Raw genomic sequence first — 23,999 nt, forward strand, 5'->3', positions numbered from 1 at the left:
GGCGTCAGTTGGCCGCGCTGACGAGAATCTTGTCCTTGCCAGCCTTGTCCTTGCTGTTCTTCTTCATCGCGGCCTCGAACATCTTGCGCCAGCTCGTCACCTGCGGGTGACGACGCAGGAGCGCCCGCCGTTCGCGTTCGGTCATGCCGCCCCACACACCGAACTCGATCCGGTTGTCCAGCGCGTCGGCCAGGCACTCGTACCGAACTGGGCAGCTCCGGCAGATCCGCTTCGCCACGTTCTGTTCGGCGCCCTGTACGAACAACGCGTCCGGGTCCCCGTTCTGACATGCCGCCTGCGACGGCCAGTCAGTGATCATGCCCATGTGTACACGTCCCCCCTTGCAGTACCTACCGACCTCGTCGATGCACGCCAGCCGGCAATTCCCCCCGATCGCCCGGCCTGCCTTCCCCAAGGCGGCGCGGACGACATGTGGCGCTGTCGCCGCCCCCATCATGCTCTGTAGTCGACTGATTACGCAACGTTGTCGACGAAATCCATCATTCCGGACACTCCCGGCTTCCCGGGCCTTCGACCGCCGGTTACCCCGCCGAGCTCGGCGATAACGCTGCGCCGCCTCACCAAATCGGAGGAGACTCACGCCGGGTCACACGCAACCAAGTACCGGGGGTCGTGCGTTTAGCACAACGAGGGCAGCGCGCGCAGGAAATGGGGAAAGAACGCCCCAGCGCCCCTCGTTCCCTACTCGCGTACCCTGTCGAGGTGACCTGGATGCGGAAACGTGACCACAATGTGCTGACCAACGCCGCATCGCTACTCGTGTGTGGCCTGCTGGCCGGCGTGGTGGTCGCTGCGGCGGCCTTCCCCGCGGTAGCGATGTCCGGCCTGGCCGCGAAGGCCGGCGCCGAGACATTCGGTGCCCTGCCCACGGAGCTGACGGTGGCCCGCGCGCCACAGATCAGCTACCTGCTGGCATCGGACGGCAAGACACCGCTCGCGACGATGTACGACGAGAACCGACGGGACGTGAAGCTCGCCGACATCTCGGTGCCCATGCAGAAGGCCATCATCGCGGCCGAGGACCATGACTTCTACAAGCACAACGGCGTCGACATCAACGGTGTCGCCCGCGCGTTCGTCAACAACCAGAGCGAAGGCTCCGGCCGGCAGGGCGCCTCGACGCTGACCATGCAGTACGTCCGGCTGGCCATCGCCTACTCGGCCACCCACCCGGCCGACGTCGTCGCGGCGACCGAGGACACCAGCGCCCGCAAGCTCCGCGAGATGCGGCTGGCCCTCCAGGTCGACAAGGAATTCTCCAAGGACGAGATCCTCACCCGCTACCTCAACCTCGCCTCGTTCGGCAACGGCGCGTACGGCATCTACGCCGCCAGCCAGGTCTACTTCGGTAAGCCGCCGAGCAAGCTGAAGATCGAGGAAGCGGCGTTGCTGGCCGGCATGGTCAAGGCGCCGACGACGAACGACCCGACCACCGAGGCCGGTTACCCGCTCGCCAAGGACCGTCGCGACTACGTCATCCAGAACATGGTCGACATCAAGGCCATCACCCAGCAGGAGGCGGACGCCGCCAAGGCGACCAAGCTGGTGGTGAAGGACAAGCGCACCCCGAACGGCTGCGTCGCCGCCAACGTCAACGAGTGGGGCTTCTTCTGCGACTACTTCTACCGCTGGTGGATGGAGCAGGAGACGTTCGGCAAGACCACGTACGACCGGGAGCGCCGGCTGAAGAGCGGCGGATACACCGTCGTGACCTCGATCGACGTCCAGGCACAGCGCGGCGCGGACAAGGCGGTCCGTAAGGCCAAGAGCATCAACAGCAAGGAAGCGGCAATGGTCGCCGTGGTCGAGCCGGGCACCGGCCGGGTGCGGGCGCTCGCGGTCAACCGGCAGTTCAAGCTCGACGACCCGAAGAACCCGAAGAACAAGATCTCCAGCGATCCCGCGAAGAGCAGGAAGAAGATCCGGGGCAACTACCCGGCGACGGTCAACCCGTTGCTCACCGGCGGCAACGGCATCACCGGCTACCAGGCCGGCTCGACGTTCAAGATCTTCAGCATCGTCGCCGCGCTGGAGAAGGGCATCCCGCTCAGCTACTCGATGAACGCTCCGCAGCAGTTCAAGTCGGAATACATCATCGACAGCAGCAGCCCGGCGGCCTGCAAGGGCACCCACTTCTACTGCCCGACCAACTCGAACCTGAAGCCCGGCGGCGTGCAGAACATGTGGAGCGCTTTCGCCCAGTCGGTAAACACCTACTTCGTGCCGCTCCAGCAGCAGGTCGGTGCGGAGAACGTCGTCGACGCCGCCCGACGCGCCGGCATCCAGTTCCGGGCGAGCAACGACGCCAAGTTCGCCGCGACCAAGGAAGCCGCCCACCAGTGGGGCGCCTTCACCCTGGGTGTCTCCTCCACCACGCCGCTCGACCTGGCCAACGCGTACGCGACCCTCGCGGCGGACGGCAAGTACTGCGAGCCGATCCCGGTGCAGGAGATCCGGGACCCGGAGGGCAACAAGCTGGACATCGCCAACCCGCGGTGTGAGAAGCGGTTCAGCACCGAGGTGGCCCGGGCCGCCGTCGACGCCGCCCGCTGCCCGGTCGGCGACAACTCCAGCACCAGCAAGTGCGGTGGCAGCCGCACGGCCGGCGTCGTGAAGAGCATCGTCGACGCGCCGGTGGCCGGTAAGTCCGGCACCACCGACTCGGAGAAGACGGCCGCCCTGGTCGCCATGACCAAGCAGTACTCGGTGGCCGGCATCATGGCCGACCCGGACTGGCCGCAGACGAACGTCAAGATGAAGCACAAGGAGAAGGACGGCATCAACCCGCCGGTGTACGAGACGCTGCGGGATGCCATGAAGGGCAAACCGCGGATCAAGTTCGAGCCGCCGGGCCAGAAGATCTCCGAGGGTGACCAGCGCAGCATCCCCAACGTGAAGTGCGTTTCGGTGGACGCCGCGAAGTCCCGACTCAAGGGCGCCGGCTTCGAGCCCGTCGTCTCCAGCGCCAAGGTGCCGTCCTCCTGCAAGGCGGGCGAGGCGGCCGGCACCAGCCCGGACGGACGCACCATCAAGGGTGGCGTGGTCACCATCCAGGTCAGCAGCGGCGGCGGTACGCCGGGCAACACCAACGGCACTCCGGGCGGCCAACCCGGCAACCAACCCGGACGACCCGGCAACGGCCGTCCGAACGGCTGAGCCGACCGGTAGGACACAACGGGCGGGCACCCTCCTCGGGTGCCCGCCCGTTTCGTCTGTCCGGGACCAGCGAGCGGCAGCGCAACGTCCTGCGCGCCGCTGACCCGCTGAGTCAGAGACCGAGCTGTCGGCGTACCTCGGCGGCCACCCGGCCACCCTCGGCCTGGCCCGCCACCGCAGCCTGGGCCGCCTTCATCGCCGGGCCCATCTGGGCCTTGCCGGTGAAGCCGCCCGCGGCGAGCGCCCCCGACACCAGTTCGGTCAGCTCGGCGTCCGAGAGCTGCTTGGGCAGGTAGCGGTCCAGCACCTCACCCTCGGCGCTCTCCTTCGCGGCCTGCTCGGCGCGGCCGGCGTCGGCGAAGGCGGTCGCCGCCTCCCGACGCTTCTTGGCTTCCTTGGTCAGCACCGCGAGCACCTCGTCATCGGTGAGCTCGCGCTTGGCCTTGCCGGCGACCTCGGCGGTGCCAACGGCGGCCAGGGCCATCCGCAGCGTGGAGGTGGTCAGCTCGTCGCGCGCCTTGAGCGCGGAACGCATGTCGGCAGTGAGGCGGTCCTTCAGCGTGCTCATGGACGGTCAAACTACCCTGAACGCCATGCGAAAGCGCACACTATTCCGGCTCGCCGCCGGAACCGCCACGATCGGCGCGGCCACCCTCGCGTACGCGTCGCTCGTCGAGCGCAACATGTTCACCCTGCGGCGGTACGACGTGCCGGTGCTCCCGGCCGACGCGGAGCCGCTGCGCGTGCTGCACCTGTCGGACCTGCACATGATGCCCGACCAGGCGCGCAAGCAGCGCTGGGTGGCGTCGCTGGCCGCCCTCGACCCCGACCTGGTGGTGGTGACCGGCGACAACATGGCGCACCCGGGCGCGGTGCCCGGGGTGCTGCGGGCCCTGCAACCGCTGCTGGACTACCCGGGCGCGTTCGTGTTCGGCTCCAACGACTACACCGGGCCGGTGCTGAAGAACCCCTTCACCTACTTCCTGCCCGACCGGGAGTACACCGAAGGCGTCGAGCTGCCCTACGAGGAACTGCGTCAGGTCTTCACCGGCGCCGGCTGGGCGGACCTCAACAACGCCCGGACCACGCTGAAGGCTGGCGGCCGACAACTCGACCTGGTCGGCGTGGACGACCCGCACATCGACCGGGACGACTACCCGTCAGTGGCCGGCGCGGTGTCGTCCTCGGCGGACCTATCCATCGCGCTGACGCACTCACCCGAACCACGGGTGCTCGACCAGATGGCGGCGGACGGCTTCGGGCTGCTGCTGGCAGGGCACACCCACGGTGGTCAGGTCTGCGTACCGGGCTTCGGGGCGCTGGTGACCAACTGTGGCCTGCCCCGCTCGATGGCGCGCGGTCTGCACCGGTGGCCGGGCTCGGACTCCTGGCTGCACGTCTCCGCCGGCCTCGGCACCCACCCGACCGCCCCGGTCCGCTTCGCCTGCCCCCCGGAAGCCAGCATCCTCACCCTCATCCCCCGCTGACCGCCACCCCGCCGCCACCTGACCGCCACCCCGCCGCCGCTCCGCCGCCGCTCCGCTTCAAGATCCGGGCAGCATCAGGGATGTTGCTGCCTCGGCCCGTCGTGAGGCAGCAACATCCCGGAAGTTGTGCGGATCTTGGCTACCCCGGGCGGGGCCAGGGCGGCGGGGGTACCGAGTTTGACCATCCGGGCGGGTGGGCTACTATTTGTCGGCACGCCTCGGGGTGTGGCGCAGCTTGGTAGCGCGCTTCGTTCGGGACGAAGAGGTCGTCGGTTCGAATCCGGCCACCCCGACCAGGTCAGAGGGCACATCCGATCCATGGATGTGCCCTCTAGTGCTTCCTGGGTGACCAACTGAGTGACTACGCCTCAGCAGACGGCGCGAAGATGCGATCCATGACCGCCGCCCCTTGCAGCAGCACCGGCCGAAGCTGGTGACGGTAGACCAGCTCGGTGACGGTGGTGCCGGAGTGCCCGCACAGGTCGGCGATGTCCTCCAGGCTCACCCCGCTGTCGGACAGCAGCGACACAAAGCTGTGCCGCAGCTCACGAGGTGTCCAGGCAGCCGGATCAAGGCCAGCCAGGGCGAGAACTCGGCGGAAGGCCCGGCGGACGTTGGCCGCATCGAGGGCAGTGCCGACAGTCGAGGCGAAGACCACCCCAAGCGGCTGCCAGTCCTTGCCGGCAGTCTTGCGCTCCTGTTCCTGGCGTTCCCGGTGATGAGTCAAGGCGGTGACGCACCGGGCAGGTAGAGCGAGGGTGCGTCGGGACTTGCGGGTCTTGGTATCGCCGCCGTCCCGGTCAGAGCGCCACACCTGGATCGAAGGCGGTAGCGGCGGATCCATGTCGAGTTGGCCGTCAAGGTCAACGTGGCCCCAGCGCAGGGCGCGGAGTTCTTCGGTGCGCGCGCCGGTCAGCAACGAGAGCACGACATAGGCGTGCAGGCGAGTTCCCTCGGACGCGCCGAGGACGGCCTTCGCCTGGTCCAAAGTGAGGGACTTGGAGGCGCGACCCTCCTGGCCGCGCGGGACGGTGCACAGCGCGACGACGTTGCGCTTCACCTTGTCCCGGGCCATGGCTCGGTTCACCGAGCGGTTGAGGCATCCGTAGAGGTCACGAAGGGTGCGAGTGCTGAGGGTGGTGGCCTTGTCGGCTAGCCAGCGGTCGACGTCCTGGGCGCGAAGCTCGCGGAGCTTCCGAGCGCCCAACGCCGGAATGATGTGGGTACGGCACAGGATCTCGCACTTGGTCTTGGTGCGGTCTGATCGGCCGTTGAGTCCGTAGGTCAGCCAGTCGGTGACGGCTTCGGTGACGGTGTAGTGGTGCTCGGCGATGGCGAGCCCGTCTTCGTAGTCGCGGATCTTCTCCCGCAGTTTCGCGCGGGCTTCGGTCTTGGTCTTGCCGCTGCCTTTGCGCACGATGCGTTTGCCGGCCGGGGTGTAGCCGACGGTGATGGTGGCGATCCAGCGTTGCCGGGACTCATCCCAGTGCAGGCCGCCTTCACCTCGGGCGCGGCGTGTGGTCATCGGGTGCCTCCTTTCTGGGCTTCGTGTTCGAGCAGGTCGACGTAGGCGGTAATCGCGGCGGCGGGGACGAGACGGGACCGGCCCTGTCGGACGGTGCGCAGTCGGCCGGCGCGGATCTGTTCGTAGATCACGGTCCGCGACAGGCTGAGCAGTCGCATGGCCTCAGTGATCCGGTAGAGAGCCTTGCCCGGCGCGTCGATCGTGGGTGCGGTCAAACGGGGTGGTCCTTCCTACTTGGGGCGGCGGTTTTTTGACACGTACGTGTCAAGGGCGTGTGGGTTGGTTGACACGTACGTGTCAGCCGACGAGTTCGCGCATCGCTTCGCGGCCGGCTTCTGCTCGTTCGCGGGCCATGGCTGCGGCGGTGTTCGCTAGGAGTGCGTCGCCGGTGGTGAGCCAGCCGGAGCCGGTGTAGGCGAGGGTGTTGATGACGACGGTGGTTTCGCTGTCGTGTTCGGCGGCGTCCTGGTCGTGCTCGACGGTGCGGCGCCATATGACGCGGGCGTCGCGCAGGATGCGGAAGGTGACGGAGTAGCGGCGGCTTTTGGTGAGGAAGTGGCCGCCGAAGCCGAGCATGTGTGCCCACCGCCGCAGCCCGGTCCAGTCGGGTGCGCCGCCGAGGGTCCAGGCGGCGTCGATGAGTCGTTCGGTGTGGGTGCCGTCGGGGTTGGCATACAGGTCGATGATGTCGCCGTTGAGCCGGCCGGAGGCGTGGCCGGTGGCCTCGGTGCTCTTCGTGGCGTACTTCGCCAGGTAGGCAGCAACCATGCCATCGGTGATCTCACCGTCGCCAGCCAGCCGGACCGGGCGGATGTCGGCGTAACGGCCCTTGCCCTCATCGCCCCACCCGATCGACCAGCCGGCGGGCTGGTGGGGGTGGGGGTCGGTGGTGAACGCGGTGGAGGCGGCAGCCTGCTCGACGGCGGCGACCAGGTCCAGCAGCCCGAGCGGAGCCGGGGGCGCGACGATCGCGCCGGGGCAGTCGGGTTCGTTGCCGTCGAGGCGGATGATGACGTGGTAGTGCACGACGCCGCGTCGTTGCATCTCGGCGACCTTGCCGTAGGACAGGCGCAAGGAGCCCGCGGTGAGGCCGAACGCTCGGGCGGTCTTGGCCAGCTCGCGACGGATCGCGATGGTGGTGCGCCGCCACAGCTCCCCGGCCTGGTTGTTGAACACGACCTGGGCGTGGTGGTCGTAGCAGTCCAAGCACAGCGGCGTCCCGAGAGCCTTCTCATCGGCGGCGTGCAGCCGTTGGCAGCGCAGGTCCACCCCGTGCGGGCACAGCACCTCAGCACGGCGCGGACGGCACGGAATGGCCTGCCCGGTCTTGCTGGTGCGCCGGGTGTGGACCGCGCCGAAGCTCGGAGCGGTCAGCGTCACGAAGACGGCGGGGTGGGCGGTGACGGCGGTGGGGATGCCTTTGCCGCCGATGAGGCCGGCGCGGATGAGGTGGAAGGCGTCGCGGCGGTAGACCTCGGCGCAGGACGGGCAGACGGCGGCGCGGCGGTTGCCGCACGGCTTGTAGATCTGCCCGTCGGGCATGTCCTCGGTCGAGGCCAAGGCGAGGAGTTCCCCGGTGGCGGGGTTGATGGTGGCCGACTCGCCGGTCAGGCGCACGGGTCGGGTGCAGCCGGCGGCGGGGCGGACGTGGTGCAGCCACGCGAAGTAGTTCGGGTCCTGGGCGCGGAGCCGGCCGAAGTCGGCGGCGTCAACGGCACGGCGACCCGAGACGAACGGCTGTGGTCCCGGGCGACGGATGCCGCCCGGGGTCACAGGTTCGATGGTGACCGTCACGCGGTGACTCGCGTGGTGGTCGTGGGTAGCTCACCGTAGATGCGGGTGAGCAGTGCGGCGTAGTAGCCGGGCACCTGGGCGCGGTGGTTCTCCCAGAGGAAGACCAGCCGCACGAGCAGGTACACCTTGGGCAGGGTCATGCCGTCGCGCTCGGCGAGGATCTTCATCCGGCCGATGAGCTGAACAGGTTCCCAACCTCGGGACAGACGCGCCAGGCGCAGCGGACTCATGCCGCCACCTCCGAAGCGGTGGCCTGCTGCCACGTGGTCAACGCGGCGTCCGGGCGGGTGGCCCGGCGGTGCATCCGCACGAACTTGGCCGCGATCGACATGGCGTCACCACGGCTGTCGAGGCCGGGAAGCAGCGCCTCCCAGTCCCGCCACTGGCAGCGGTCCAGGGCGTTCCGGATGCGGGCACCGATGTCCCGCACCGTGTTCCAGCCGAGGGTGGTGATTTGGTCCGTCACGAGACGGGCCATGTCCTCGTAGGGCAGGTTTCCGTGGGTGGCCCAGCGGGCACCGGCGGCGAAGAACACCGCCTGTAGCTCCCACTCGGTCAGAGAACCGAGATCGGTCGGTGCCGACTCCACCGGGCGGGTCGAGGTCGGCAGGTGCAGCACCTTCGCGGTCGGCACCGTCGTCGCGATCATCGCGCGTCCCGCTGGGTCGATGGCCTGTTCATCAGGGCCTGGTGGACCATCAGGTCCGCGAGACTGCCGTCGTCCCAGACGGCAACGCCACGCCACGTCTTACGACGCGGGGTCGGCACAGGCTCAGGCGGGCAGCACGAGTCACAGCAGCAGTACGGGTTGGCGGGGTTCGGGCAGGCGTCGGCGCGGATGACGGGTTCGGGGTAGGAGACGGAGTTGACAGCGGGCGGCAGTCCAGAAACCTCAGTAGGGGTCGAAGCAGCGAGCAAGCCAGGAAGCTCGGAGACGAGCGAGACGGCGGCACGCGCCACGGGGTGAAGACCCGAGGTCGATGGGGCAGGGACGCGGGTAGGCTGATAGAGCATCGTGTGGTCCTTTCGCGAGGTAGACCGATGCGCCCGGCCTCAGCGGGTGGCAGCCCGCTGGGGCCATCTACTGGAGTGCTCTACAGCGCCGGTGCTGTATTGAGGCCGACTTTACAGCACCGATGCTGTAGAGGGAAGGATCGAAGCTACTTGCCGTGGCGGGGGCGTGACTCCGCCCAGCTCTTGACCGTCTGGGGCCGCCAAGCCGGCGATCGACCGAACATCCGCTCCGGAGCGGGAGCCTGCTCGCGGGCCACGTAGGCCGCCCAGGTGCCCCGCGCGATTCCGAGATAGGCGGCGCATTCCGCCGCTGTCCACCAGTCGTTGGGCAGCGCGGGCGGGTTCGTCATCTGTGTCATCACGGGTGAGGATACGGGACGGGGCAGCACCCGCGCTGTAGCGAATACTGCCCCTCGCCCCGCTGCCGCTCGGCCTCCGGACCTGCTGCTGCCGATTGCGGGAAGCGCCGTGGTTGATGCGGATCATGATGTAGATCTGCAAGCTCAGCAGTGTCGTGCCGACAATCATGGCGATCGCTGGCATCAGCAGAGAATTTGCCATGGCGCTGCCCTCCCCGTCGCTACTCGCTCGTCACGGTGTGCCTGTTTGGCTCACACTGAGAGTGGCGTCATCGACCAGGACCTATCGAGGTCCAGGCCGGGACCTCTGACGGACAACTGACGGACAACTGGCGGACATCCGTTGAGGAAGCCATAGCAGTGCGCGACCGTCGACGTAGGAGCCCAGAGCGAGGAGGGGAACAGGTGGCAAGCACACGCCGCACACCCCGAACGATGCTGGAGTACTTCATCCAGCAGCGCGATCGCACCTACGAGGAGATGGCCGACGCCTTCCTCCGCTTGGACGAACCCGCCGCGATCAGCGCTCGTCACCTTGGTCGACTAGCCAGAGGCGAGCGAGGTTCTGCCGGTGCGACGCCGGCCACGAGGCGAGCGCTACAGGCGATGTTCGGCATGCCGCTTGATGATCTTCTCCGGCCCTGGACTCCGGAACTTGCCATAGCCCAGCCGGCTACCGACGACGGCTCATTGGTGCTGCCGTCACCCGGCAACGAAAGGAGTCTGATCAGAATGGCAGCCGAACGAGCCCGTCGCTTCACCCTCCTCGCCGCCGAGAGCACTACCCCGGAGGCGGTCGAGCAACTCCGCGACGACGTCCAGCGGCTGGCGCTGGCTTATCCACAGCGCCCACTCACCGAACTGCTCGGCGACATGGTCGAAACCCAAGACACCTTGTTCGCCCTGCTGGAGCGGAGGCAGACGCCGCAGCAGGCCCGGCAACTGCACTTCCTCACCGCTGTTACGAGCGGACTGCTCGCCAAGGCTTCTCACGACCTTGCCGACCCACACGCCGCGATGCTGCAAGCCCGCACCGCCGTCCTCTGCGCCGATCAGGCCGACCACAACGGGCTGAGAGCCTGGCTTCGTGGTCTTCAATCCATGGTCGCCTACTGGGCGGGCCGGTACGCCGAGGCCGTTCGGTTCGCCGAAGCGGGCACGAACATCGCCGCCGGCACCGCCGGCACGACCTCCGTGTGGTTGCCGGTGAGCGCCGCCCGTGGATATGCCGCACTCGGCAACAGCGCCAAGGCCCTCAGCGCGATTCGGGCAGCCGAAGAGGCGTGGAACCGTGTCGAGCCGGACGAGGTCGATGAGCTGGGCGGCATCTGCACGTTCAACCAGCCTCGCACGCTCTACTACGCCGCCGACGCCCTCGCATGGCTACCCAACGAGGCAGACCAGGCAGTCGACTTCTCGACCCGCGCCGTCAACGCCTTCGCCAACCCGAACGACCCCGCTTGGGCCTTCGGCGACCAGGCCGGGTCGCACTCGGACCTAGCGATCGCACGGATCGCCGCCCGTGACCTGGAGGGTGCCATCGAGGCCGTCACTCCGGTGCTAGACCTGCCGCCGAGCCAGCGCATCAACGGGATCGTTCACTCCGTGCAGCGGGTGCACCAGGCCGCCATCCTAGCCGGGCTGGCGGCCGAAGGACGCGACCTGCTCCAGCAGATCGAGGACTTCACCAGCACGCCTCTGAAGGCACTTCCCAGGTAGGGCAAGATCGGGGCATGTACCCCGTGACGCTGAAGGGCCGCGCCGTCATCCTGCGAGAGTTCCGCAGCGACGACGCGGCCCCTTCTCTTGCCCTCGTCGGCGACGAGCGCGTGACCCAGTGGCTCTCATTCGACAGCCGGGACCTTGAAGCCGCGACTGTCATGGTCGAGGGAGCGGTGGCTCGCGCTAAAACGGAGCCTCGCAACGAGTACTACCTAGCGGTGACCCTGCCGGGGGATGAGCTGATCGGCTTCGCTCGACTCGGCCTCGACGGTGTTAAGGCCGCGAAGCTCGGATACGCCATCCGCGCAGAGCAGTGGGGCCACGGCTACGCGACCGACGCGGCACGAACGCTGACCGACTTCGGCTTCCGAGAACTGGATTTACACCGCATCTCCGCAGCCATCGGACCAGATAACGCCGCATCCGCTGCTGTCGCGAGGCGGCTTGGCATGCGGTACGAAGGTCGAATCCGCGATCACGTCTTCACCAATGGCGCGTGGCGGGACTCGGATCTCTACTCCCTGCTCGCTTATGAGTGGCCGTCTACACCTGGTGCCCACTAGGCTGCTGCCCCAACTCCCATCGCTGGAGAGGGCATAACGGTGGACCTAGCTGAACTGCGGCTACAAGCGCGAAGATCGGGTTGGGCGACGGCCGCAGGAACCCTTGACGCTGTCCGGACGGCGGCCGTTCGACTTGAGTGGCGAGAGGTTGCGACCCGCAAGGGTGATCCCACCCTCACCGAGCTGGTTCCGGTTGAAAGTGAAGACGCTCGACCGCAATCGCTTAGCTCTATATACGGGCTTGAGGCTCAGCCACTGCATACGGACGGAGCCCACCTTAGGAGAACTCCGAACATTATTGTTCTGGCGGCTGAACGGCCTAGCGAAACGCCGACAATGTTGTGGAGTCCCACATCCGAGCTGACTAATCCGGGTTATCCGTGGCCGAATCGCCCCCAATATGCAACTGATGGGCTGTTCGTCGTGAGCGGCGGTAAGGATCGATTCCTCTCAGCTGCCTTCTCTTATTCGGGTGGCTGGCGCTACGACCCAGGGTGCATGGCGGCCTGTGATGAGCGGGCACGTCTTACCGTAGATTTTCTTCGGGAGGCGCTCAACGACGCGTATCGCCACGAGTGGTCGGGGGATCAACAGTTGCTTCTCATTGACAACCGGGTCGCTCTGCATGGGCGCGCAGCCGTGGAGAAGGGCGACGAACATCGACTCCTGCAAAGAGTGGCCTTTTATACGGGGGAGGGCAAGTGACAGCGGCTGACTACAGCGAAGAGGCGCTCTGGCTCAAGGCGAAGCTATTTCTCAACCATGCCATGGACGAGGAGCCGAGAACTTTCGATGAGCAAGCCCTGTGGGCATCGCTTGCACTGGAACTACTTGCAAAGGCCGCACTGGCTCGGGTCTCGCCGCTCCTTATCGCGTCGCCGACTGAGGACGGGACGAATCTCTTGATCGCCAGCGGTCTTATTGAGGGTGAAGGTCGTTTCACCTCCGTTAAAGCGCATACCCTATATAGTCGCTGCCATAAGGCTTTCCGCCCCTTCAATGATAAGGAAGCCCAACAGATCACGTGGGCCAGGAATGAGTACCTCCACGGAGGTTCTGCAGCGTTTGCTCCGATTCCTCCGGCTGCCTGGTGGCCTCGGTATTGGGCTCAGGCGGTGATATTGGTAAACGCTCAGGACAAGACGCTAGAAGATTTGCTCGGGTACGGTCGCTCCCAGGACGTAGAAGGGTATCTAGCCCAGAACAAGAGAAACCTGGAACACCGGGTTGAGATGTTGATTGAGCGGGCAAAGCAGCGACTTGCCCAATTCCGGGCCGGGAATCTCCCTGCCAGAATTGCTAAAGAGTGGGCCAACACGGCTGACTTGGCCTTCGGCTTTAGTCGCAGTACCAGCGAGAATTGCCCGGCGTGTGCTTCTATCGGAGTCCTCGAAGGTCAGGATATAGAAAGTAGTCAAGTTCGCTCCGAAGAGATAGTCGATGGATACTACGAAGCGTGGGTCGATCTGACGGTACTTTCCAGTCACTTTAGTTGCGAGACATGCCGACTCGTGCTGGATGGAATGGAACTAGTTGAAGCAGCTGGCCTCCCCACAACGTTTGCCGATTCCGGGGACTATGTCGATTACATGATGGACGAAGAATATGGCAATGACTAGGGGGCTTGACCTTCCTCGGCTGGTGAGAACTTTCTATACGGGTTCAAGGCGGCCCGCTTCGCAGGCCGCTCGCGCCGCCGACCAGGGGCCGGCCCGGATCGGGCCACCGACCGGGGACCCCGCCGCCCTGGCGCAAGCGCCCGGCGGCACCCCGGCGGTTGCAGCCCCGCCGGCGGCGCGAAGAGGATGCGAAGAAGCCCCGGTCCGCCATGAGTGGTTGGCAGATCCGGGGCTGTGATGGTGGCCGATGCACGGGCAGGTGCCTCCGGCGGGGTGCTCTGGCGCTCTGGGATGGTGTCGCCATCCCAGCAACCTTCGTCCGGGCGGAGCCGATCAGGTGGGGGCTGCCCGGTCAAGGTCGTTCAGACGTAGGGTGCTCCACCTTGACCGGGCAGCCCCCACCTGATCCACGGGTGTGCGGACGAAGGCCGACGGGATGGCTAAGAGGCGAGAGGGCTTGGGTGGGCGGCGGCAAGACGTCTGCCTCACCGCCGCGCCACTAGTGGGAAGGTCAGCGGCGACGAATCGCCCGCAGCGAGCCAGAGAACGCCTCAGCGATCTTCGGCAGATCCTCTCGCCGCGCACGGTGAGCGACGTAGATCCAGAAAGCCGACCTGCCAACCGCAGCCATGCCGAAGACAATGGCCAGCGGCGTTCCGATTTCGGGCAGCACCGATTTCCCCTCCTTAGGGGCTCGGCGCTTTTCCCGAGGAATTAATGGGCTGACCATTGCCCAGCACCGGGAAGGCGCATTGACTTGGTGGAACCACCGAAGTAAGGCCACGGTCAGTCTACCCGCCGCGAGTGAGCTTCGGCTGATGCGGCCAGGCCTATCGAACCACGGTGCCCCTGGGTGACTAGTTGGGTGACGACGAGCACGAGCGAGGACGGACGACCATGGACGGCGGCGGACTGTTCAGCCAGCGTGCCCCAGACGCCCGCGCAGCCCAACCGCCGCTGATCGTTCCTTCGGGACGAAGAGGTCGTCGGTTCGAATCCGGCCACCCCGACCAGAGGTAGAAGGCCAGGTGAGATCTTCTCTCACCTGGCCTTTTTGTCTGCCCCGGCAAGCCCTGTCGACCGATTCCCGTGCCACGGGCGGGAGCGGCGTACGCCCGGCTTATCTTTCTTGGCCGGGACATGGTCGAGGGTCTGCTGAGCTTCATCGGACTGCTGGGTCTCGCCGCAGGTGAAGTGTTCGCGTTGCTGTTCACCATCACGGCTGCTTTCGAGTTGCGCGGGCGCAACTCGCCTCGTGCGGCCCTGGCGGCCGGTCTGGTCGCGGTCACCGGGGTCGTCGCGACGATCGTGTTCCTGATCTGGGTTTAGGCCGGCCGGCTCGACTGGTAACCGGCTCTCGCCTTCAACCTTCTGGCCCTCGACGGAGTCGTGAGAGGTACTTCAGCTGCCAACATAGGTGTTTCTACCGATCCCCTCGGGTGCTGCCAGCCCTAACGTCAGCGGCACACCACACCGTCCGAGGGAGACCACCGATGACCATCGCACCCGATCTCATCGCCGTGAAGGCACGCCAGCAGGTGACGTGGGCCAGCGGTGACTACGGCGCGGTCGCCGCGCTCATCCACCCGATCTCCGAACTTCTGGTGACCGCCGCCGACCTGTCGGCCGGTGCCCGCGTACTCGACGTGGCGACCGGGTCCGGCAACGCCGCCATCGCCGCCGCCCGCTGCGGCTGCGTCGTGACAGGCGTCGACTACGTACCCGAACTCTTGGGACGGGGCCAGGCCCGCGCCACAGCGGAACGACTCCCGGTCACGTTCGTGACCGGCGACGCGGAGCGCCTGGCGTACGCCGACGGGTCCTTCGACGCGGTCCTCTCCGTCGTCGGCGTGATGTTCGCGCCGGACCAGGAGCGGGCGGCGTCCGAACTGGTCCGGGTCTGCCGGCCCGGCGGCACGGTGGCGCTGGCGTCGTGGACGCCGCAGGGCTTCATCGGCGACCTGTTCCGCACTGTGGGGCGGCATGTGCCGCCGCCAGCGGGGCTGCGCCCGCCGGTCGAGTGGGGCGACGAGGGCCGGGTCCGCGAACTGCTCGGTGCGGCAGTGGGTGAACTGCGGGCGGTACGCCGGGAGTTCGTCTTCCGCTTCGGCACCCCGGAGGAGTTCGCCGACTTCTTCCGGGCCAACTACGGGCCGACGTTGAAGGCGTTCGAGGCGCTGCCCGAGGAACGACGACCGGACCTGTACGCCGATCTGGTGGAGCTGGTTCGCGCGCACAACCGCGCAACCGACGCGACGGTCCGCGTCCCGGCGGAGTACCTGGAGGTCGTGGCGCGGCGGACCCCCGACCCGGCCTGACGCACGTCCGCGCCACGCTGTTTCGAGGTGGCGCGGGCCGGTCAGTCCTGCGCTCGAACTCAGTCCTGTCGCTCGGTGCGCTCGATCTCCGCGAACGCGGCGGCCAGGTAGTCGTCCAACGGCACACTGGTCGCCGCCAACAGGTCGGCCACCAGTATCGGGGCGTGTCGGGCCAGAGCCGCCGCGTCCGGCGGTGACTCGTCGCCCTCGGGGTCGTACACCCCCAACGCGCCGGCCAGCAGGACGAGCACCACGTGCGGGTCGACGTCCGTTCGCCAGCGCGTCGACTCCTGTACGCAGTGGGTCAACACCTGGCGGATGTCGTCGCCGGTCAACCCGTCCGGGTGGCTCTCCTCCAGCAGCAACCGGACCACCGCGCCGAGCACCAGGCCGGAACGCTCGTCCGCGGCGAGACCGCCGACCGCCTCGTCGTACGCCTGACCGTCGCGGGCCTGGGCGGCGACGACAGCCGCCGTGGCGGTCACCGCGATGGCGCGGGCGGTAGCGGGCAGATGTCGCCAGGTGCCGGTCATCGAGCCAGCATCGCAGACCCGGCGGACACCGACCGCCCGCGATCACGGCGAGTGGATCAACGTGGGATTGGTCACCTGACGGTCCCGGTGACCGCGAGGCGTGGCCAAAAGGGTTCGCGCGGCGTCAGACCCACCGAACAGAATGCCGGCATGCTGCGTCGTGCCCTGCCCCGCCGTTCGGAAGCTCGCCGGATCCTCCTCGGCACCCTGCTGTCGGCGATCGGGCGGGGCCTGACCCTGCCGTTCCTGTTCATCTACCTGACCGACGTGCGCGGGCTTACCGACACCCGCGCCGGGCTCGTCATCGGCTGGTACGGCGTGGTCACCCTGGCCCTGTCGCCGCTGGGCGGGACGCTGATCGACCGGATCGGCGCCCGTCGGGTGGTGGTGCCCTGCCTGGTGATCGAGGCGATCGGCACCGGTTCGCTCGCGCTTGTCCACTCCACCGGCTCGGCTCTGCTGGTGATGACGGTGATCGCCATCGGCAGCTCGGCGATCTGGTCCGGGCAGAACACCATCCTCGCGTCGTTGACCGACGACGATGAGCGGCAACGTGTCTTCGGGTTGAACTTCGCCCTGCTCAACCTCGGCATCGGCATCGGTGGCATGACCTCCGGCGCGATCGTCGACACCACCCGGCCCGGCACCTTCCAGACGATCTACCTGCTGGACGCGGTGACCTACCTGTTGCCGGCGCTGATCCTGCTCACCCTTCCCGGGGTGGGTCACCGACTCGGCAAACGCCGGGGCGTCGACGAACCGTCGGCCGGCGGCTACCTGACGGTGCTCCGTGACCGCCCGTTCCGCCGGCTGGTGATCTTCGGGCTGATCCTCACCACCTGCGGGTACGCGCAGGTGGAGGTGGGCTTCGCCGCGTACGCGGTGCGGGTGGCCGAGGTGAACCCCCGGGTCGTGGCCTGGGCGCTGGCGGCCAACACCGTGATGATCGTGCTCGCACAACTGCTGGTGATCCGCCGGATCGAGGGCCGCAGCCGCACCCGGGCACTGGCAGTGGTCGGGGCGGTGTTCGCCATCGCCTGGCTGGTCCTCGGCGCAGCCGGCCTGGTCAGCGGCGAGAACGCCGTGCTGGCCGCCCTGTGCGTGGTGCTCTGCTCGGCGATCTTCGGCTTCGGCGAGACGATGCTGTCCCCGGTGATGCCCGCACTGACCAACGCGCTGGCCACCGACGAGCTGCGCGGCCGGTACAACGCGATGAGTTCGATGATCTTCGGAATCAGCGGTGTGATCGGCCCGGTGACCGCCGGCCCACTCATCGGCGCCGCCAACGGCATGGTCTGGGTGGCGACAGTGGTCGGCGGCTGCCTGATCGCCTCGCTGGTAGCGCTCTCCCTGCGCCGGCTGCTCACCTCCGAGCAGGACGGCCTCGTGACGACCGCCCCGGCGTCCCCCGCCCCCGCGCCCACCCCGGCCTGACCCCGAACACACCCCCGCACCCCGCACCCCGCACCGCGCACCCCGCACCCCGCACCCCGCACCCCGCACCCCGCACCCCGCACCCCGCACCAAGATCCGAGCAACTTCCCGGATGTTGCTGCCTCAGGCGCGCGGGAGGCAGCAACATCCCCGATGTTGCTGCCTTCTCGATGGTGCGCGGGTCTTGATCTCGCTGGGCACCAAGGTCGCGCTCGATCCTGGATGTAGTGGCATCGCGGCGCCCTCGACACCACTACATCCATGTTCGAGCGCGACCTTGCCGGGCGGGGGCGGGGCGACGCGCGGGCAAGCGCGGGGCGGGGCAAGCGCGGGGCGGCGCGAGGCAAGCGCGGGGCAGCGCGCGGGCAAGCGCGGGGCGGCGCGAGGCAAGCGCGAGGCAAGCGCGGGGCGACGCGCGGGCAAGCGCGGGGCGGCGCGGGGCAAGCGCGGGGCGCGGCGGTGTGGGGGACGGGTCGGGCCCCGGAGCTGGTGCTCCGGGGCCCGATGTTCGCGGGGTCGGCCGTCAGGCGGCGGGGACCTCGGCGGTGGTGCGGATCCGGTCCAGCGTCGGCGCGGAGACCGGCGACTGGGCGGTCAGGTAGTCCACGAAGGCGTCCAGGTCGATCTGCCCAGTGACCAGGTTCGTCCCGCCGGTGAGGGCGCTGAAGCCGTCACCGCCGCCGGCCAGGAAGTTGTTCACCGTCACCCGGTAGGTGGCGGCGGTGTCGACGGCGGTGCCGCCGAGGGTGAAGCTGCCCCGGACCACGCGGGTGCCGGCGCACGGGTCGGCGACCGTACCGGTGGTGCCGTTCGGGTCGACCACGTAGCCCACCGTTGCCGACGGGTACAGGGTCCGGCCGGTGACGAACTGCTGCTCCAGGACGCAGTAGAGCTGCGCGCCGGTCAGGTCCAGTGTCACCAGGTTGTTGGCGAACGGCTGGACCGTGAACGCCTCCTCGTAGGTGACCGGGCCGGCGTCGAGGTCGGCCCGGACCCCGCCCGGGTTCATGAAGGCGGCGACGGCGTTCTGTTCGTCGTCGGTGGCGGCGAGTTGCGCGTCGGCGATGAGGTTGCCCAGTGGCGATTCGCCCAGACTCGTACCGAAGAGGGTTTCCTGGCTTCGGGTGATCGCCTGGCTGGTCACGCCGACCTGGCGGCCGGCGACCGGGCCGAGCACCGTCTTGTACCGGTTGATCAGCGCGGTCTGCTTCGGGTCCTTGGCGACGTCGCGGGTGACCACGACGTTGTTCGCGGCGGCGGAGATCACGTCCCCGCTCCGACGGTCGATCTTGAGGTCGATGTCGGTGACCAGGCGACCGAACGAGCTGGCACTGGTGACCAGCTTGCCGTTGATGTCGCAGTTGTACGCCTGGTGGGTGTGCCCGCTGACCACCACGTCGATCGACGGGTCCATCCGGTTGGTGATGTCCACGATGGGCCCGGTCATGCCGACGCAGTCGTTGATGCCGCCGGTCGACGCCTGGGCGCCGCCCTCGTGTAGCAGCACGACGATCGTCTCCACGCCCTTGCGGCGCAGCTCACGGGCGTACCGGTTGGCGGTGTCCGCCTCGTCGGCGAAGCTGAGGCCGGCGACGCCCTCCTGGCTGACGATCTGCGGGGTGCCCTCCAGGGTCATCCCGATGAAGCCGACCTTGACGCCCTGCACCTTGTGGATCGCGTACGGCGCCATCAGCGGCTTGCCGGTGGCGGTCTTGAAGGCGTTCGCGGACAGGTACTGGAAGCCGGCCCCCCGGTACGGGGTGCCGTCGATGCAGCCGTCCACCGGGTGGCAGCCGCCGTTCTGGATCCGCAGCAGCTCGGCGGCACCTTCGTCGAACTCGTGGTTGCCGACGCTGGCGTAGTCCAGCCCGGCCATGCTCAGCGCCTCGATGGTCGGCTCGTCGTGGAACGCGGCCGAGAGCAGCGGGGACGCGCCGATCAGGTCACCGGCGGCGACGGTGATGGTGTTCTTCTTCTTGGCCGCGGCACGCAGCTCGGCAAGGTGGGTGGCCAGGAACTCGACGCCACCCGCGGTCTGCCCGGCGATGGTGCCGCTGGACCCGGTCGGCGGTTCGAGGTTGCCGTGGAAGTCGTTGAGGGCGAGCAGGGTGACGTCGACCGGCTTCGGCCCGGCGTCGGCCTGCTCAGGGCTGGTGGCGACCGCGCCGAAAGCGGCCACCGCGAGCGCGGTCAGGCCAACGGCGGCCCGACGCATCCCGGGTATGAACATGGATCTCCTTGTGAGAATCGGCGCGTACGGTGCCCCGGCCTCTGGGTCGACCGGGGCCTCCGACGGACGCCGTCGAAGGGGTCGCGGATGGCGGTGGTTGAGCATGGCCCCGCCCTGACAGCCTCTCATCCGCACGCCGGTCGGTCGACCCGGGCAGCACATCGGAGCAGCGCGTACGTCGAGGCCGCTATCGATCACCGTTTAACGCTGTCTGCCAGACAGTGTCGGACCCAGGGTCTAGAAAGGACGGGACGACCAACGAGGATCGGGGGCGGCATCGTGAGCGGAACGACACCGGTGGCGGAGCAGGTGCGATCGGCCGACGGCACACCCATCGCGTTCGAGCGGTCCGGCGCCGGGCCGGCGGTCGTCCTGGTCGGCGGCGCGTTCAGCGACCGCGGCGCGACCCGTGACCTGGCTGCTGCCCTGGCACCGGATTTCACCGCCTTCAGCTATGACCGCCGGGGTCGGGGCTTCAGCGGCGACACCGCACCGTACGAGGTCGGCCGCGAGATCGACGACCTGGCCGCCCTGATCGCGGCGGCGGGTGGTTCCGCCGCCGTCTACGGCATCTCCTCCGGGGCCGTCCTCGCTTCCCTCGCCACCGCGCAGGGCCTGCCGGTGACCAGGCTGGTCATGTTCGAGCCACCGTTCCAGGTCGGCACGCACGTGGGCGTCCGCAAGGACATCACCCCGCAGCTCATCGAGCTGATCGCCGCCGACGACCGGGACGGCGCGGTGGAGACCTTCCTCAGCGCCTCTGTGGGGTTGCCGGCCGACCAGGTGACCGGGATGCGGTCGCAACCGATGTGGGGTGGGCTGACGGCAGTCGCGCACACCCTGGTGTACGACTCGATCATCACCGCCGGAGGGCGGCTCCCCGTGGACCGGCTGGCGTCCATCACCGCGCCGACCCTCGGGCTGGACAGCACCGGCAGTCCACAGTGGCTGCGGGACGCGAGTCGGGCAGCGGCCGAGGCGGTCCCGGGCGGTCGGTCCGTCAGCCTCGACGGCGGCTATCACGACGTGCCGCCGACGACGTTGGCGCCCGCGCTGCGGGAGTTCCTGCTCGGTTGACGGGCGGCACTGGGGCACCGTTGACCAGCGCTTCGTCGACCAGGGCCGCTACGGCGTCCAGGGGCCAGGCACCCAGCACGCCGGGCCGGGCCGCCAGGTAGGTGGCGATCCGCTCGGCCGGCCAGCCGTGCGACTCGCTTAGCCCCCGGGCGATCATGCCGAGGTAGACCGGCGCGGGTGGCCGGCACCGTACGGCTGACGCCCCCTCAGGGGCGGTGAAGGTGAGCAGCGGAACGCCGTCGCGGTTGCCCGGGCAGATCAGCGTCTCGTACCGTCCCGGGCCGAGGGTGGCCCGTCCGTTGGCGACGGCGGCGTCGATGGCCGCGCCGGTCGCCGGGATCAGGTCGGCGGTGTCGCCCGGGGGGCGGTACATCTCCTGGGCCGCGATGTCGGTGAACTGCTCCAGGGTGACCAGGTAGGCGCGGGCCGCGGCCTGGCCTGGCAGCTGCGGGTCGTAGAAGGCCATGCCGCCGGTCCAGGCACCGGATTCGCCGGCGAAGTAGATGCCGCCGGGCAGCGACACCGGTGCCGACCGGCTCGGTGGACGCCGGTCGCGGCAGCCCGGGTACGTCCGCTTTCCGCCGGGTGGGCAGCCGCCATCGATGTACCAGGCCAGCCGGGCGGCGTGCATGTTCGAGCCGTACGAGACGTACCAGACCAGCATGACGCGCTCAGAAGCCGCAGGTCTGCCCGGCGGAGTGGCTCACCTGCACGGTGTGGGTCACGCAGCCGCCGGCCTCGACCGCGTGCAGCAGGAAGGCGGTGGGCTCGGTGACCCAACCGATCTGCTCGTCGGCGCTCATGGTGAGCGTGCTCTGCTTCCACGTGCTGGGTGCCACGGTGAGGACCGTGCCGGCGTACGCCGTGGTGACCGGGCGGTGCAGGTGGCCGGCGCCGACCCGTACGACGTGCTGGTGTCGACCGATCACCTCGGCGAGCGCGTCCCCGTCGGCGAGTCGGATGGAGTCCGCGGCGGGGATGCCGACCGCGACCGGTGGGTGGTGCAGGAAGACCAGGGCGGGCACCTCGGGCCGCCCGGCCAGCACCCCGTCGAGCCAGCCGAGCTGTTCCTCGCCGAGTTGGCCGCCGTCGCTGCCGGGGACGAGCGAGTCGAGCACCACGACGGTCGCGGCCTCGTGGTCGACGTGGTAGTAGGCCGAGAAGCCGCCGCCGAGCCATGGTGTGCCCCCGAACGCGTCGAGCAGGGACTCCCGGCCGTCATGGTTGCCGGTGGCCAGGTGCACGGGCAGCGGGAACCGGCCGATCACCTCGCGCAGCGCCGCGTACTCGTCGGGCTGGCCGTGGTCGACCAGGTCGCCGCTGATCACCACGCAGTCCGGTCGGGGTCGCAACGCCAGCACCCGGCCGAGCGCTCGGTGCAACCCGGCGGCCGGTTCGGCGGCGAGCAGGCCGGTGGTCAGGTGCGGGTCACTGAGCTGGGCGATGAGCATGGGCTCGCCTCCTCGGCGCCGGGGTGCTCCACGCTATCGCCAGGGCCGGCATTCCGTGGGGCACGCGTCCACAGGCTGCGTCCACAGCCTGTGGATAGCACGTGTGTACGAAGCCGGGTCGGTCCCGGCCGCCGTGAGTACGCTTGATCGAGCGGTTCGGCGTCGGCCGGGCCCCTCCCCTACCTGGAACGACGTGCGAGTGGATCATCAGCGAGTCATCCGTGACGTCACCGTCCGCCTGCCGATGGCGTCGAGCACGCCGGAGGCGTGTCGGTGGACGGTCACCGCGCTGTCCCGCCACACCCCGGCGACCATCTCCGTGCTGCTCGCGGTCCACGACCGCCTGCGCTGCGTCGCGGCGACCGGGGCGTGGCAGGTCTTCGCCACCGTGCCGGCACGGACCGGCATCGTCGGCCGGGTGTACGCGACCGGCGCTCCCGCTGTCGTCCCGGACGTCACAGTCGACCCGGACTACCTGCCGGTCCGCCCGGATGTGACCGCCGAGCTGTGCGTACCGGTCCTGGACCCGACGGGCCGGGCGATCGGCGTACTCGACCTGCAGTGGAGTGAGCCGACCGACCTGGAGCCGTGGCGGGAGACCGCGCAGCGGCTGGCCGACGGGCTCGGTGCGCGGATCACCGCCCTCGGTGGCCCACCGGAGGAGAGTCGCAGCGAGAAGCTGCTTCGCCACGCGGCGGCGCTCTCCTCCGCGCCGACCGAGGGGGAGGTGATGGGGGCGGCGGCCCGCGCCGCCCGGGAGGTCTCCACGCTCTCCACCGCGCTGCTGCTGATCGGCGGGCAGCTCGGCCCGTCCCCGGCGACGCCGAGCGACCTGGAGACCCGGATCCGCGCCGAGTTGGCTGCGGCGGGTCCGGTCGCCCTGGACCGGATGGTCGAGCGGGCACACCGGTACGGCGCCGGGTACACGCTGGGCGAGGCCGGGCACCCCCCGACCGAGGACTACCGTCCGCTGACCCGGGCGGGGGTACGCACGCTGGTCGCCGTGCCGGTCGGGCCGACGGACGCCGGTGGGGTGCTGCTGGTTGCCGACGAACGGGCGCTGCGTCCGGACCCGACCACTGTCAGCCTGATGGAGTTGCTCGCCGGGCAGGCCTGGACGAGCGTGGACCGACTACGCACGCTGACCCGGCTGCGGGAGCAGGCCAGCTCCGACCCGCTGACCGGGTTGCGGCACACCGGCCCGTTCGGGCAGCGGATCGCCGCGGCCACCCCCGGGCGTACGGCCCTGCTGGCCATCGACGTGGACGGCTTCAAGACCGTGAACGACACGTACGGCCACCAGGCCGGCGACCGGGTGCTGGTCGGGTTGGCCCGGGCGCTGGAGGGGGCGCTGCGGCACGGCGACGAGTTGTACCGGATCGGTGGCGACGAGTTCGTGGCGGTGATCGAGGTGAGCCGTCCGGAGGAGGCGGTTCGGATCGCCGAACGGCTGACCGAGGCGGCCCGACGCATCGGCCGCACGATCAGCGTGGGCGTCGCACTGCCCCGCCCCGGCGAAACCCCCGACCGCACACTGAAAAGAGCCGACCAGGCCCTCTACGCGGTGAAACGCCAGGGCCGAGACGGCGTCCTGCTCTCCGCCGCGTAACAGCGCCGACCCTGCGCCCGCGCCGATCTTGCACTTTCGGTCGTCGTTTTGTCGCTCTGATCCCTTATGTCGGTGCAGAAAGTGCAA

General features: G+C 68.8%; 24 protein-coding genes and 1 tRNA gene. 12 read left to right on the top strand and 13 right to left on the bottom strand.

All coding sequences use genetic code 11. From position 1 onward, the window contains the following. Window positions 1–4 precede the first annotated feature (4 nt). The gene (locus tag IW249_RS07930) at window positions 5–325 is read right to left on the bottom strand and encodes a WhiB family transcriptional regulator (RefSeq protein ID WP_030489908.1); all 321 of its coding nucleotides are present in this window, start codon (window positions 323–325) and stop codon (window positions 5–7) included. Window positions 326–732: 407 nt separating this feature from the next. Between IW249_RS07930 and IW249_RS07935 the strand changes: the two genes are divergently transcribed. After that, on the top strand, window positions 733–3,177 hold the full coding sequence (locus tag IW249_RS07935; protein ID WP_196920152.1) for a penicillin-binding protein: 2,445 nt from the start codon (window positions 733–735) through the stop codon (window positions 3,175–3,177). Window positions 3,178–3,289: 112 nt separating this feature from the next. Here the strand turns inward: IW249_RS07935 and IW249_RS07940 are convergent, their stop codons facing one another. Beyond that, window positions 3,290–3,745, bottom strand: a complete 456-nt coding sequence (locus IW249_RS07940; RefSeq protein WP_030328082.1) for a GatB/YqeY domain-containing protein — start codon at window positions 3,743–3,745, stop codon at window positions 3,290–3,292. A 25-nt stretch (window positions 3,746–3,770) separates the two neighbouring features. Between IW249_RS07940 and IW249_RS07945 the strand changes: the two genes are divergently transcribed. Beyond that, window positions 3,771–4,664 carry a metallophosphoesterase gene (locus IW249_RS07945; RefSeq protein WP_196920153.1) on the top strand — a complete coding sequence of 298 codons (894 nt, stop codon included), beginning with the start codon at window positions 3,771–3,773 and terminating at the stop codon, window positions 4,662–4,664. Window positions 4,665–4,883: 219 nt separating this feature from the next. Then, window positions 4,884–4,960, top strand: a tRNA-Pro gene (locus tag IW249_RS07950). Window positions 4,961–5,025: 65 nt separating this feature from the next. Here the strand turns inward: IW249_RS07950 and IW249_RS07955 are convergent. From IW249_RS07955 to IW249_RS07980, 6 genes are all read right to left on the bottom strand, one after another. After that, window positions 5,026–6,189: a site-specific integrase gene (locus tag IW249_RS07955; protein ID WP_196920154.1), complete on the bottom strand. Its 1,164-nt coding sequence runs from the start codon at window positions 6,187–6,189 to the stop codon at window positions 5,026–5,028. Then, window positions 6,186–6,404 carry a helix-turn-helix domain-containing protein gene (locus tag IW249_RS07960; RefSeq protein ID WP_196920155.1) on the bottom strand — a complete coding sequence of 73 codons (219 nt, stop codon included), beginning with the start codon at window positions 6,402–6,404 and terminating at the stop codon, window positions 6,186–6,188. Before IW249_RS07960 ends, IW249_RS07955 begins: the two co-directional genes overlap by 4 nt. Before the next feature lie 82 nt (window positions 6,405–6,486). Continuing rightward, window positions 6,487–7,983, bottom strand: a complete 1,497-nt coding sequence (locus IW249_RS07965) for a replication initiator (protein ID WP_196920156.1) — start codon at window positions 7,981–7,983, stop codon at window positions 6,487–6,489. Further along, complete coding sequence (locus tag IW249_RS07970) at window positions 7,980–8,213, bottom strand: hypothetical protein (protein WP_196920157.1); 234 nt, start codon at window positions 8,211–8,213, stop codon at window positions 7,980–7,982. Before IW249_RS07970 ends, IW249_RS07965 begins: the two co-directional genes overlap by 4 nt. Next, on the bottom strand, window positions 8,210–8,632 hold the full coding sequence (locus IW249_RS07975) for a hypothetical protein (protein WP_196920158.1): 423 nt from the start codon (window positions 8,630–8,632) through the stop codon (window positions 8,210–8,212). The genes IW249_RS07970 and IW249_RS07975 overlap by 4 nt, the downstream gene beginning before the upstream one ends. A 511-nt stretch (window positions 8,633–9,143) precedes the next feature. After that, on the bottom strand, window positions 9,144–9,356 hold the full coding sequence (locus IW249_RS07980) for a helix-turn-helix transcriptional regulator (RefSeq protein ID WP_196920159.1): 213 nt from the start codon (window positions 9,354–9,356) through the stop codon (window positions 9,144–9,146). 435 nt (window positions 9,357–9,791) lie between these two features. On the opposite strand from IW249_RS07980, the gene IW249_RS07985 reads away from it, so the two are divergent. From IW249_RS07985 to IW249_RS08000, 4 genes are all read left to right on the top strand, one after another. Continuing rightward, window positions 9,792–11,075 (top strand): NsdA family TPR-like regulatory protein, encoded by a 1,284-nt coding sequence (locus tag IW249_RS07985; protein WP_231392447.1) that lies wholly within the window; start codon window positions 9,792–9,794, stop codon window positions 11,073–11,075. 14 nt (window positions 11,076–11,089) lie between these two features. After that, entirely contained in the window at window positions 11,090–11,641 is a 552-nt protein-coding gene (locus IW249_RS07990; RefSeq protein WP_196920160.1) for a GNAT family N-acetyltransferase, read from the top strand. A 423-nt stretch (window positions 11,642–12,064) separates the two neighbouring features. Beyond that, a complete protein-coding gene (locus IW249_RS07995; protein ID WP_196920161.1) occupies window positions 12,065–12,346 on the top strand; it encodes a TauD/TfdA family dioxygenase in 282 nt (93 codons plus the stop codon). Further along, window positions 12,343–13,260 carry a hypothetical protein gene (locus IW249_RS08000; protein ID WP_196920162.1) on the top strand — a complete coding sequence of 306 codons (918 nt, stop codon included), beginning with the start codon at window positions 12,343–12,345 and terminating at the stop codon, window positions 13,258–13,260. Before IW249_RS07995 ends, IW249_RS08000 begins: the two co-directional genes overlap by 4 nt. Window positions 13,261–13,771: 511 nt before the next feature. On the opposite strand, the gene IW249_RS08005 is transcribed toward IW249_RS08000, so the two are convergent. Beyond that, entirely contained in the window at window positions 13,772–13,933 is a 162-nt protein-coding gene (locus tag IW249_RS08005) for a hypothetical protein (protein ID WP_196920163.1), read from the bottom strand. A gap of 467 nt (window positions 13,934–14,400) precedes the next feature. Between IW249_RS08005 and IW249_RS08010 the strand changes: the two genes are divergently transcribed. Together IW249_RS08010 and IW249_RS08015 are read left to right on the top strand one after the other, a co-directional pair. After that, on the top strand, window positions 14,401–14,589 hold the full coding sequence (locus IW249_RS08010; protein ID WP_196920164.1) for a hypothetical protein: 189 nt from the start codon (window positions 14,401–14,403) through the stop codon (window positions 14,587–14,589). 164 nt (window positions 14,590–14,753) lie between these two features. Further along, window positions 14,754–15,578 (top strand): class I SAM-dependent methyltransferase, encoded by an 825-nt coding sequence (locus IW249_RS08015; RefSeq protein WP_196920165.1) that lies wholly within the window; start codon window positions 14,754–14,756, stop codon window positions 15,576–15,578. A gap of 59 nt (window positions 15,579–15,637) precedes the next feature. On the opposite strand, the gene IW249_RS08020 is transcribed toward IW249_RS08015, so the two are convergent. After that, a complete protein-coding gene (locus IW249_RS08020; protein WP_196920166.1) occupies window positions 15,638–16,111 on the bottom strand; it encodes a hypothetical protein in 474 nt (157 codons plus the stop codon). Window positions 16,112–16,261: 150 nt separating this feature from the next. Here IW249_RS08020 and IW249_RS08025 point away from each other — a divergent pair, with 150 nt between their 5' ends. Beyond that, entirely contained in the window at window positions 16,262–17,545 is a 1,284-nt protein-coding gene (locus IW249_RS08025; protein WP_196920167.1) for an MFS transporter, read from the top strand. Between the two features lie 523 nt (window positions 17,546–18,068). On the opposite strand, the gene IW249_RS08030 is transcribed toward IW249_RS08025, so the two are convergent. Beyond that, window positions 18,069–19,775 (bottom strand): bifunctional metallophosphatase/5'-nucleotidase, encoded by a 1,707-nt coding sequence (locus IW249_RS08030; protein ID WP_196920168.1) that lies wholly within the window; start codon window positions 19,773–19,775, stop codon window positions 18,069–18,071. Between the two features lie 279 nt (window positions 19,776–20,054). Between IW249_RS08030 and IW249_RS08035 the strand changes: the two genes are divergently transcribed. Then, complete coding sequence (locus IW249_RS08035; RefSeq protein WP_231392448.1) at window positions 20,055–20,852, top strand: alpha/beta fold hydrolase; 798 nt, start codon at window positions 20,055–20,057, stop codon at window positions 20,850–20,852. Here IW249_RS08035 and IW249_RS08040 read toward each other — a convergent pair. Together IW249_RS08040 and IW249_RS08045 are read right to left on the bottom strand one after the other, a co-directional pair. Further along, entirely contained in the window at window positions 20,776–21,516 is a 741-nt protein-coding gene (locus IW249_RS08040) for a histone deacetylase (RefSeq protein WP_231392449.1), read from the bottom strand. The two genes, IW249_RS08035 and IW249_RS08040, sit on opposite strands and share 77 nt — an antisense overlap. A gap of 7 nt (window positions 21,517–21,523) precedes the next feature. After that, entirely contained in the window at window positions 21,524–22,303 is a 780-nt protein-coding gene (locus IW249_RS08045; RefSeq protein ID WP_196920169.1) for a phosphodiesterase, read from the bottom strand. A 199-nt stretch (window positions 22,304–22,502) separates the two neighbouring features. Between IW249_RS08045 and IW249_RS08050 the strand changes: the two genes are divergently transcribed. Further along, on the top strand, window positions 22,503–23,912 hold the full coding sequence (locus tag IW249_RS08050) for a GGDEF domain-containing protein (RefSeq protein WP_196920170.1): 1,410 nt from the start codon (window positions 22,503–22,505) through the stop codon (window positions 23,910–23,912). Window positions 23,913–23,999: the final 87 nt, after the last annotated feature.

Origin of the sequence: Micromonospora vinacea (assembly GCF_015751785.1) — a bacterium.
Classification (GTDB): Bacteria; Actinomycetota; Actinomycetes; order Mycobacteriales; family Micromonosporaceae; genus Micromonospora; species Micromonospora vinacea.

What these genes read in the sequence shown, in the direction of transcription:
- IW249_RS07985 (WP_231392447.1), top strand. Translation starts at nt 9,792, where the DNA reads ATGCTGGAGTACTTCATCCAGCAGCGCGATCGCACCTACGAGGAGATG.
- IW249_RS07940 (WP_030328082.1), bottom strand. Translation starts at nt 3,745, where the DNA reads ATGAGCACGCTGAAGGACCGCCTCACTGCCGACATGCGTTCCGCGCTC.
- IW249_RS08030 (WP_196920168.1), bottom strand. Translation starts at nt 19,775, where the DNA reads ATGTTCATACCCGGGATGCGTCGGGCCGCCGTTGGCCTGACCGCGCTC.
- IW249_RS07990 (WP_196920160.1), top strand. Translation starts at nt 11,090, where the DNA reads ATGTACCCCGTGACGCTGAAGGGCCGCGCCGTCATCCTGCGAGAGTTC.
- IW249_RS07980 (WP_196920159.1), bottom strand. Translation starts at nt 9,356, where the DNA reads ATGACACAGATGACGAACCCGCCCGCGCTGCCCAACGACTGGTGGACA.
- IW249_RS07975 (WP_196920158.1), bottom strand. Translation starts at nt 8,632, where the DNA reads ATGATCGCGACGACGGTGCCGACCGCGAAGGTGCTGCACCTGCCGACC.
- IW249_RS07945 (WP_196920153.1), top strand. Translation starts at nt 3,771, where the DNA reads ATGCGAAAGCGCACACTATTCCGGCTCGCCGCCGGAACCGCCACGATC.
- IW249_RS08040 (WP_231392449.1), bottom strand. Translation starts at nt 21,516, where the DNA reads ATGCTGGTCTGGTACGTCTCGTACGGCTCGAACATGCACGCCGCCCGG.
- IW249_RS07955 (WP_196920154.1), bottom strand. Translation starts at nt 6,189, where the DNA reads ATGACCACACGCCGCGCCCGAGGTGAAGGCGGCCTGCACTGGGATGAG.
- IW249_RS08020 (WP_196920166.1), bottom strand. Translation starts at nt 16,111, where the DNA reads ATGACCGGCACCTGGCGACATCTGCCCGCTACCGCCCGCGCCATCGCG.
- IW249_RS08045 (WP_196920169.1), bottom strand. Translation starts at nt 22,303, where the DNA reads ATGCTCATCGCCCAGCTCAGTGACCCGCACCTGACCACCGGCCTGCTC.
- IW249_RS08025 (WP_196920167.1), top strand. Translation starts at nt 16,262, where the DNA reads ATGCTGCGTCGTGCCCTGCCCCGCCGTTCGGAAGCTCGCCGGATCCTC.
- IW249_RS08015 (WP_196920165.1), top strand. Translation starts at nt 14,754, where the DNA reads ATGACCATCGCACCCGATCTCATCGCCGTGAAGGCACGCCAGCAGGTG.
- IW249_RS08010 (WP_196920164.1), top strand. Translation starts at nt 14,401, where the DNA reads ATGGTCGAGGGTCTGCTGAGCTTCATCGGACTGCTGGGTCTCGCCGCA.
- IW249_RS07970 (WP_196920157.1), bottom strand. Translation starts at nt 8,213, where the DNA reads ATGAGTCCGCTGCGCCTGGCGCGTCTGTCCCGAGGTTGGGAACCTGTT.
- IW249_RS07930 (WP_030489908.1), bottom strand. Translation starts at nt 325, where the DNA reads ATGGGCATGATCACTGACTGGCCGTCGCAGGCGGCATGTCAGAACGGG.
- IW249_RS07935 (WP_196920152.1), top strand. Translation starts at nt 733, where the DNA reads ATGCGGAAACGTGACCACAATGTGCTGACCAACGCCGCATCGCTACTC.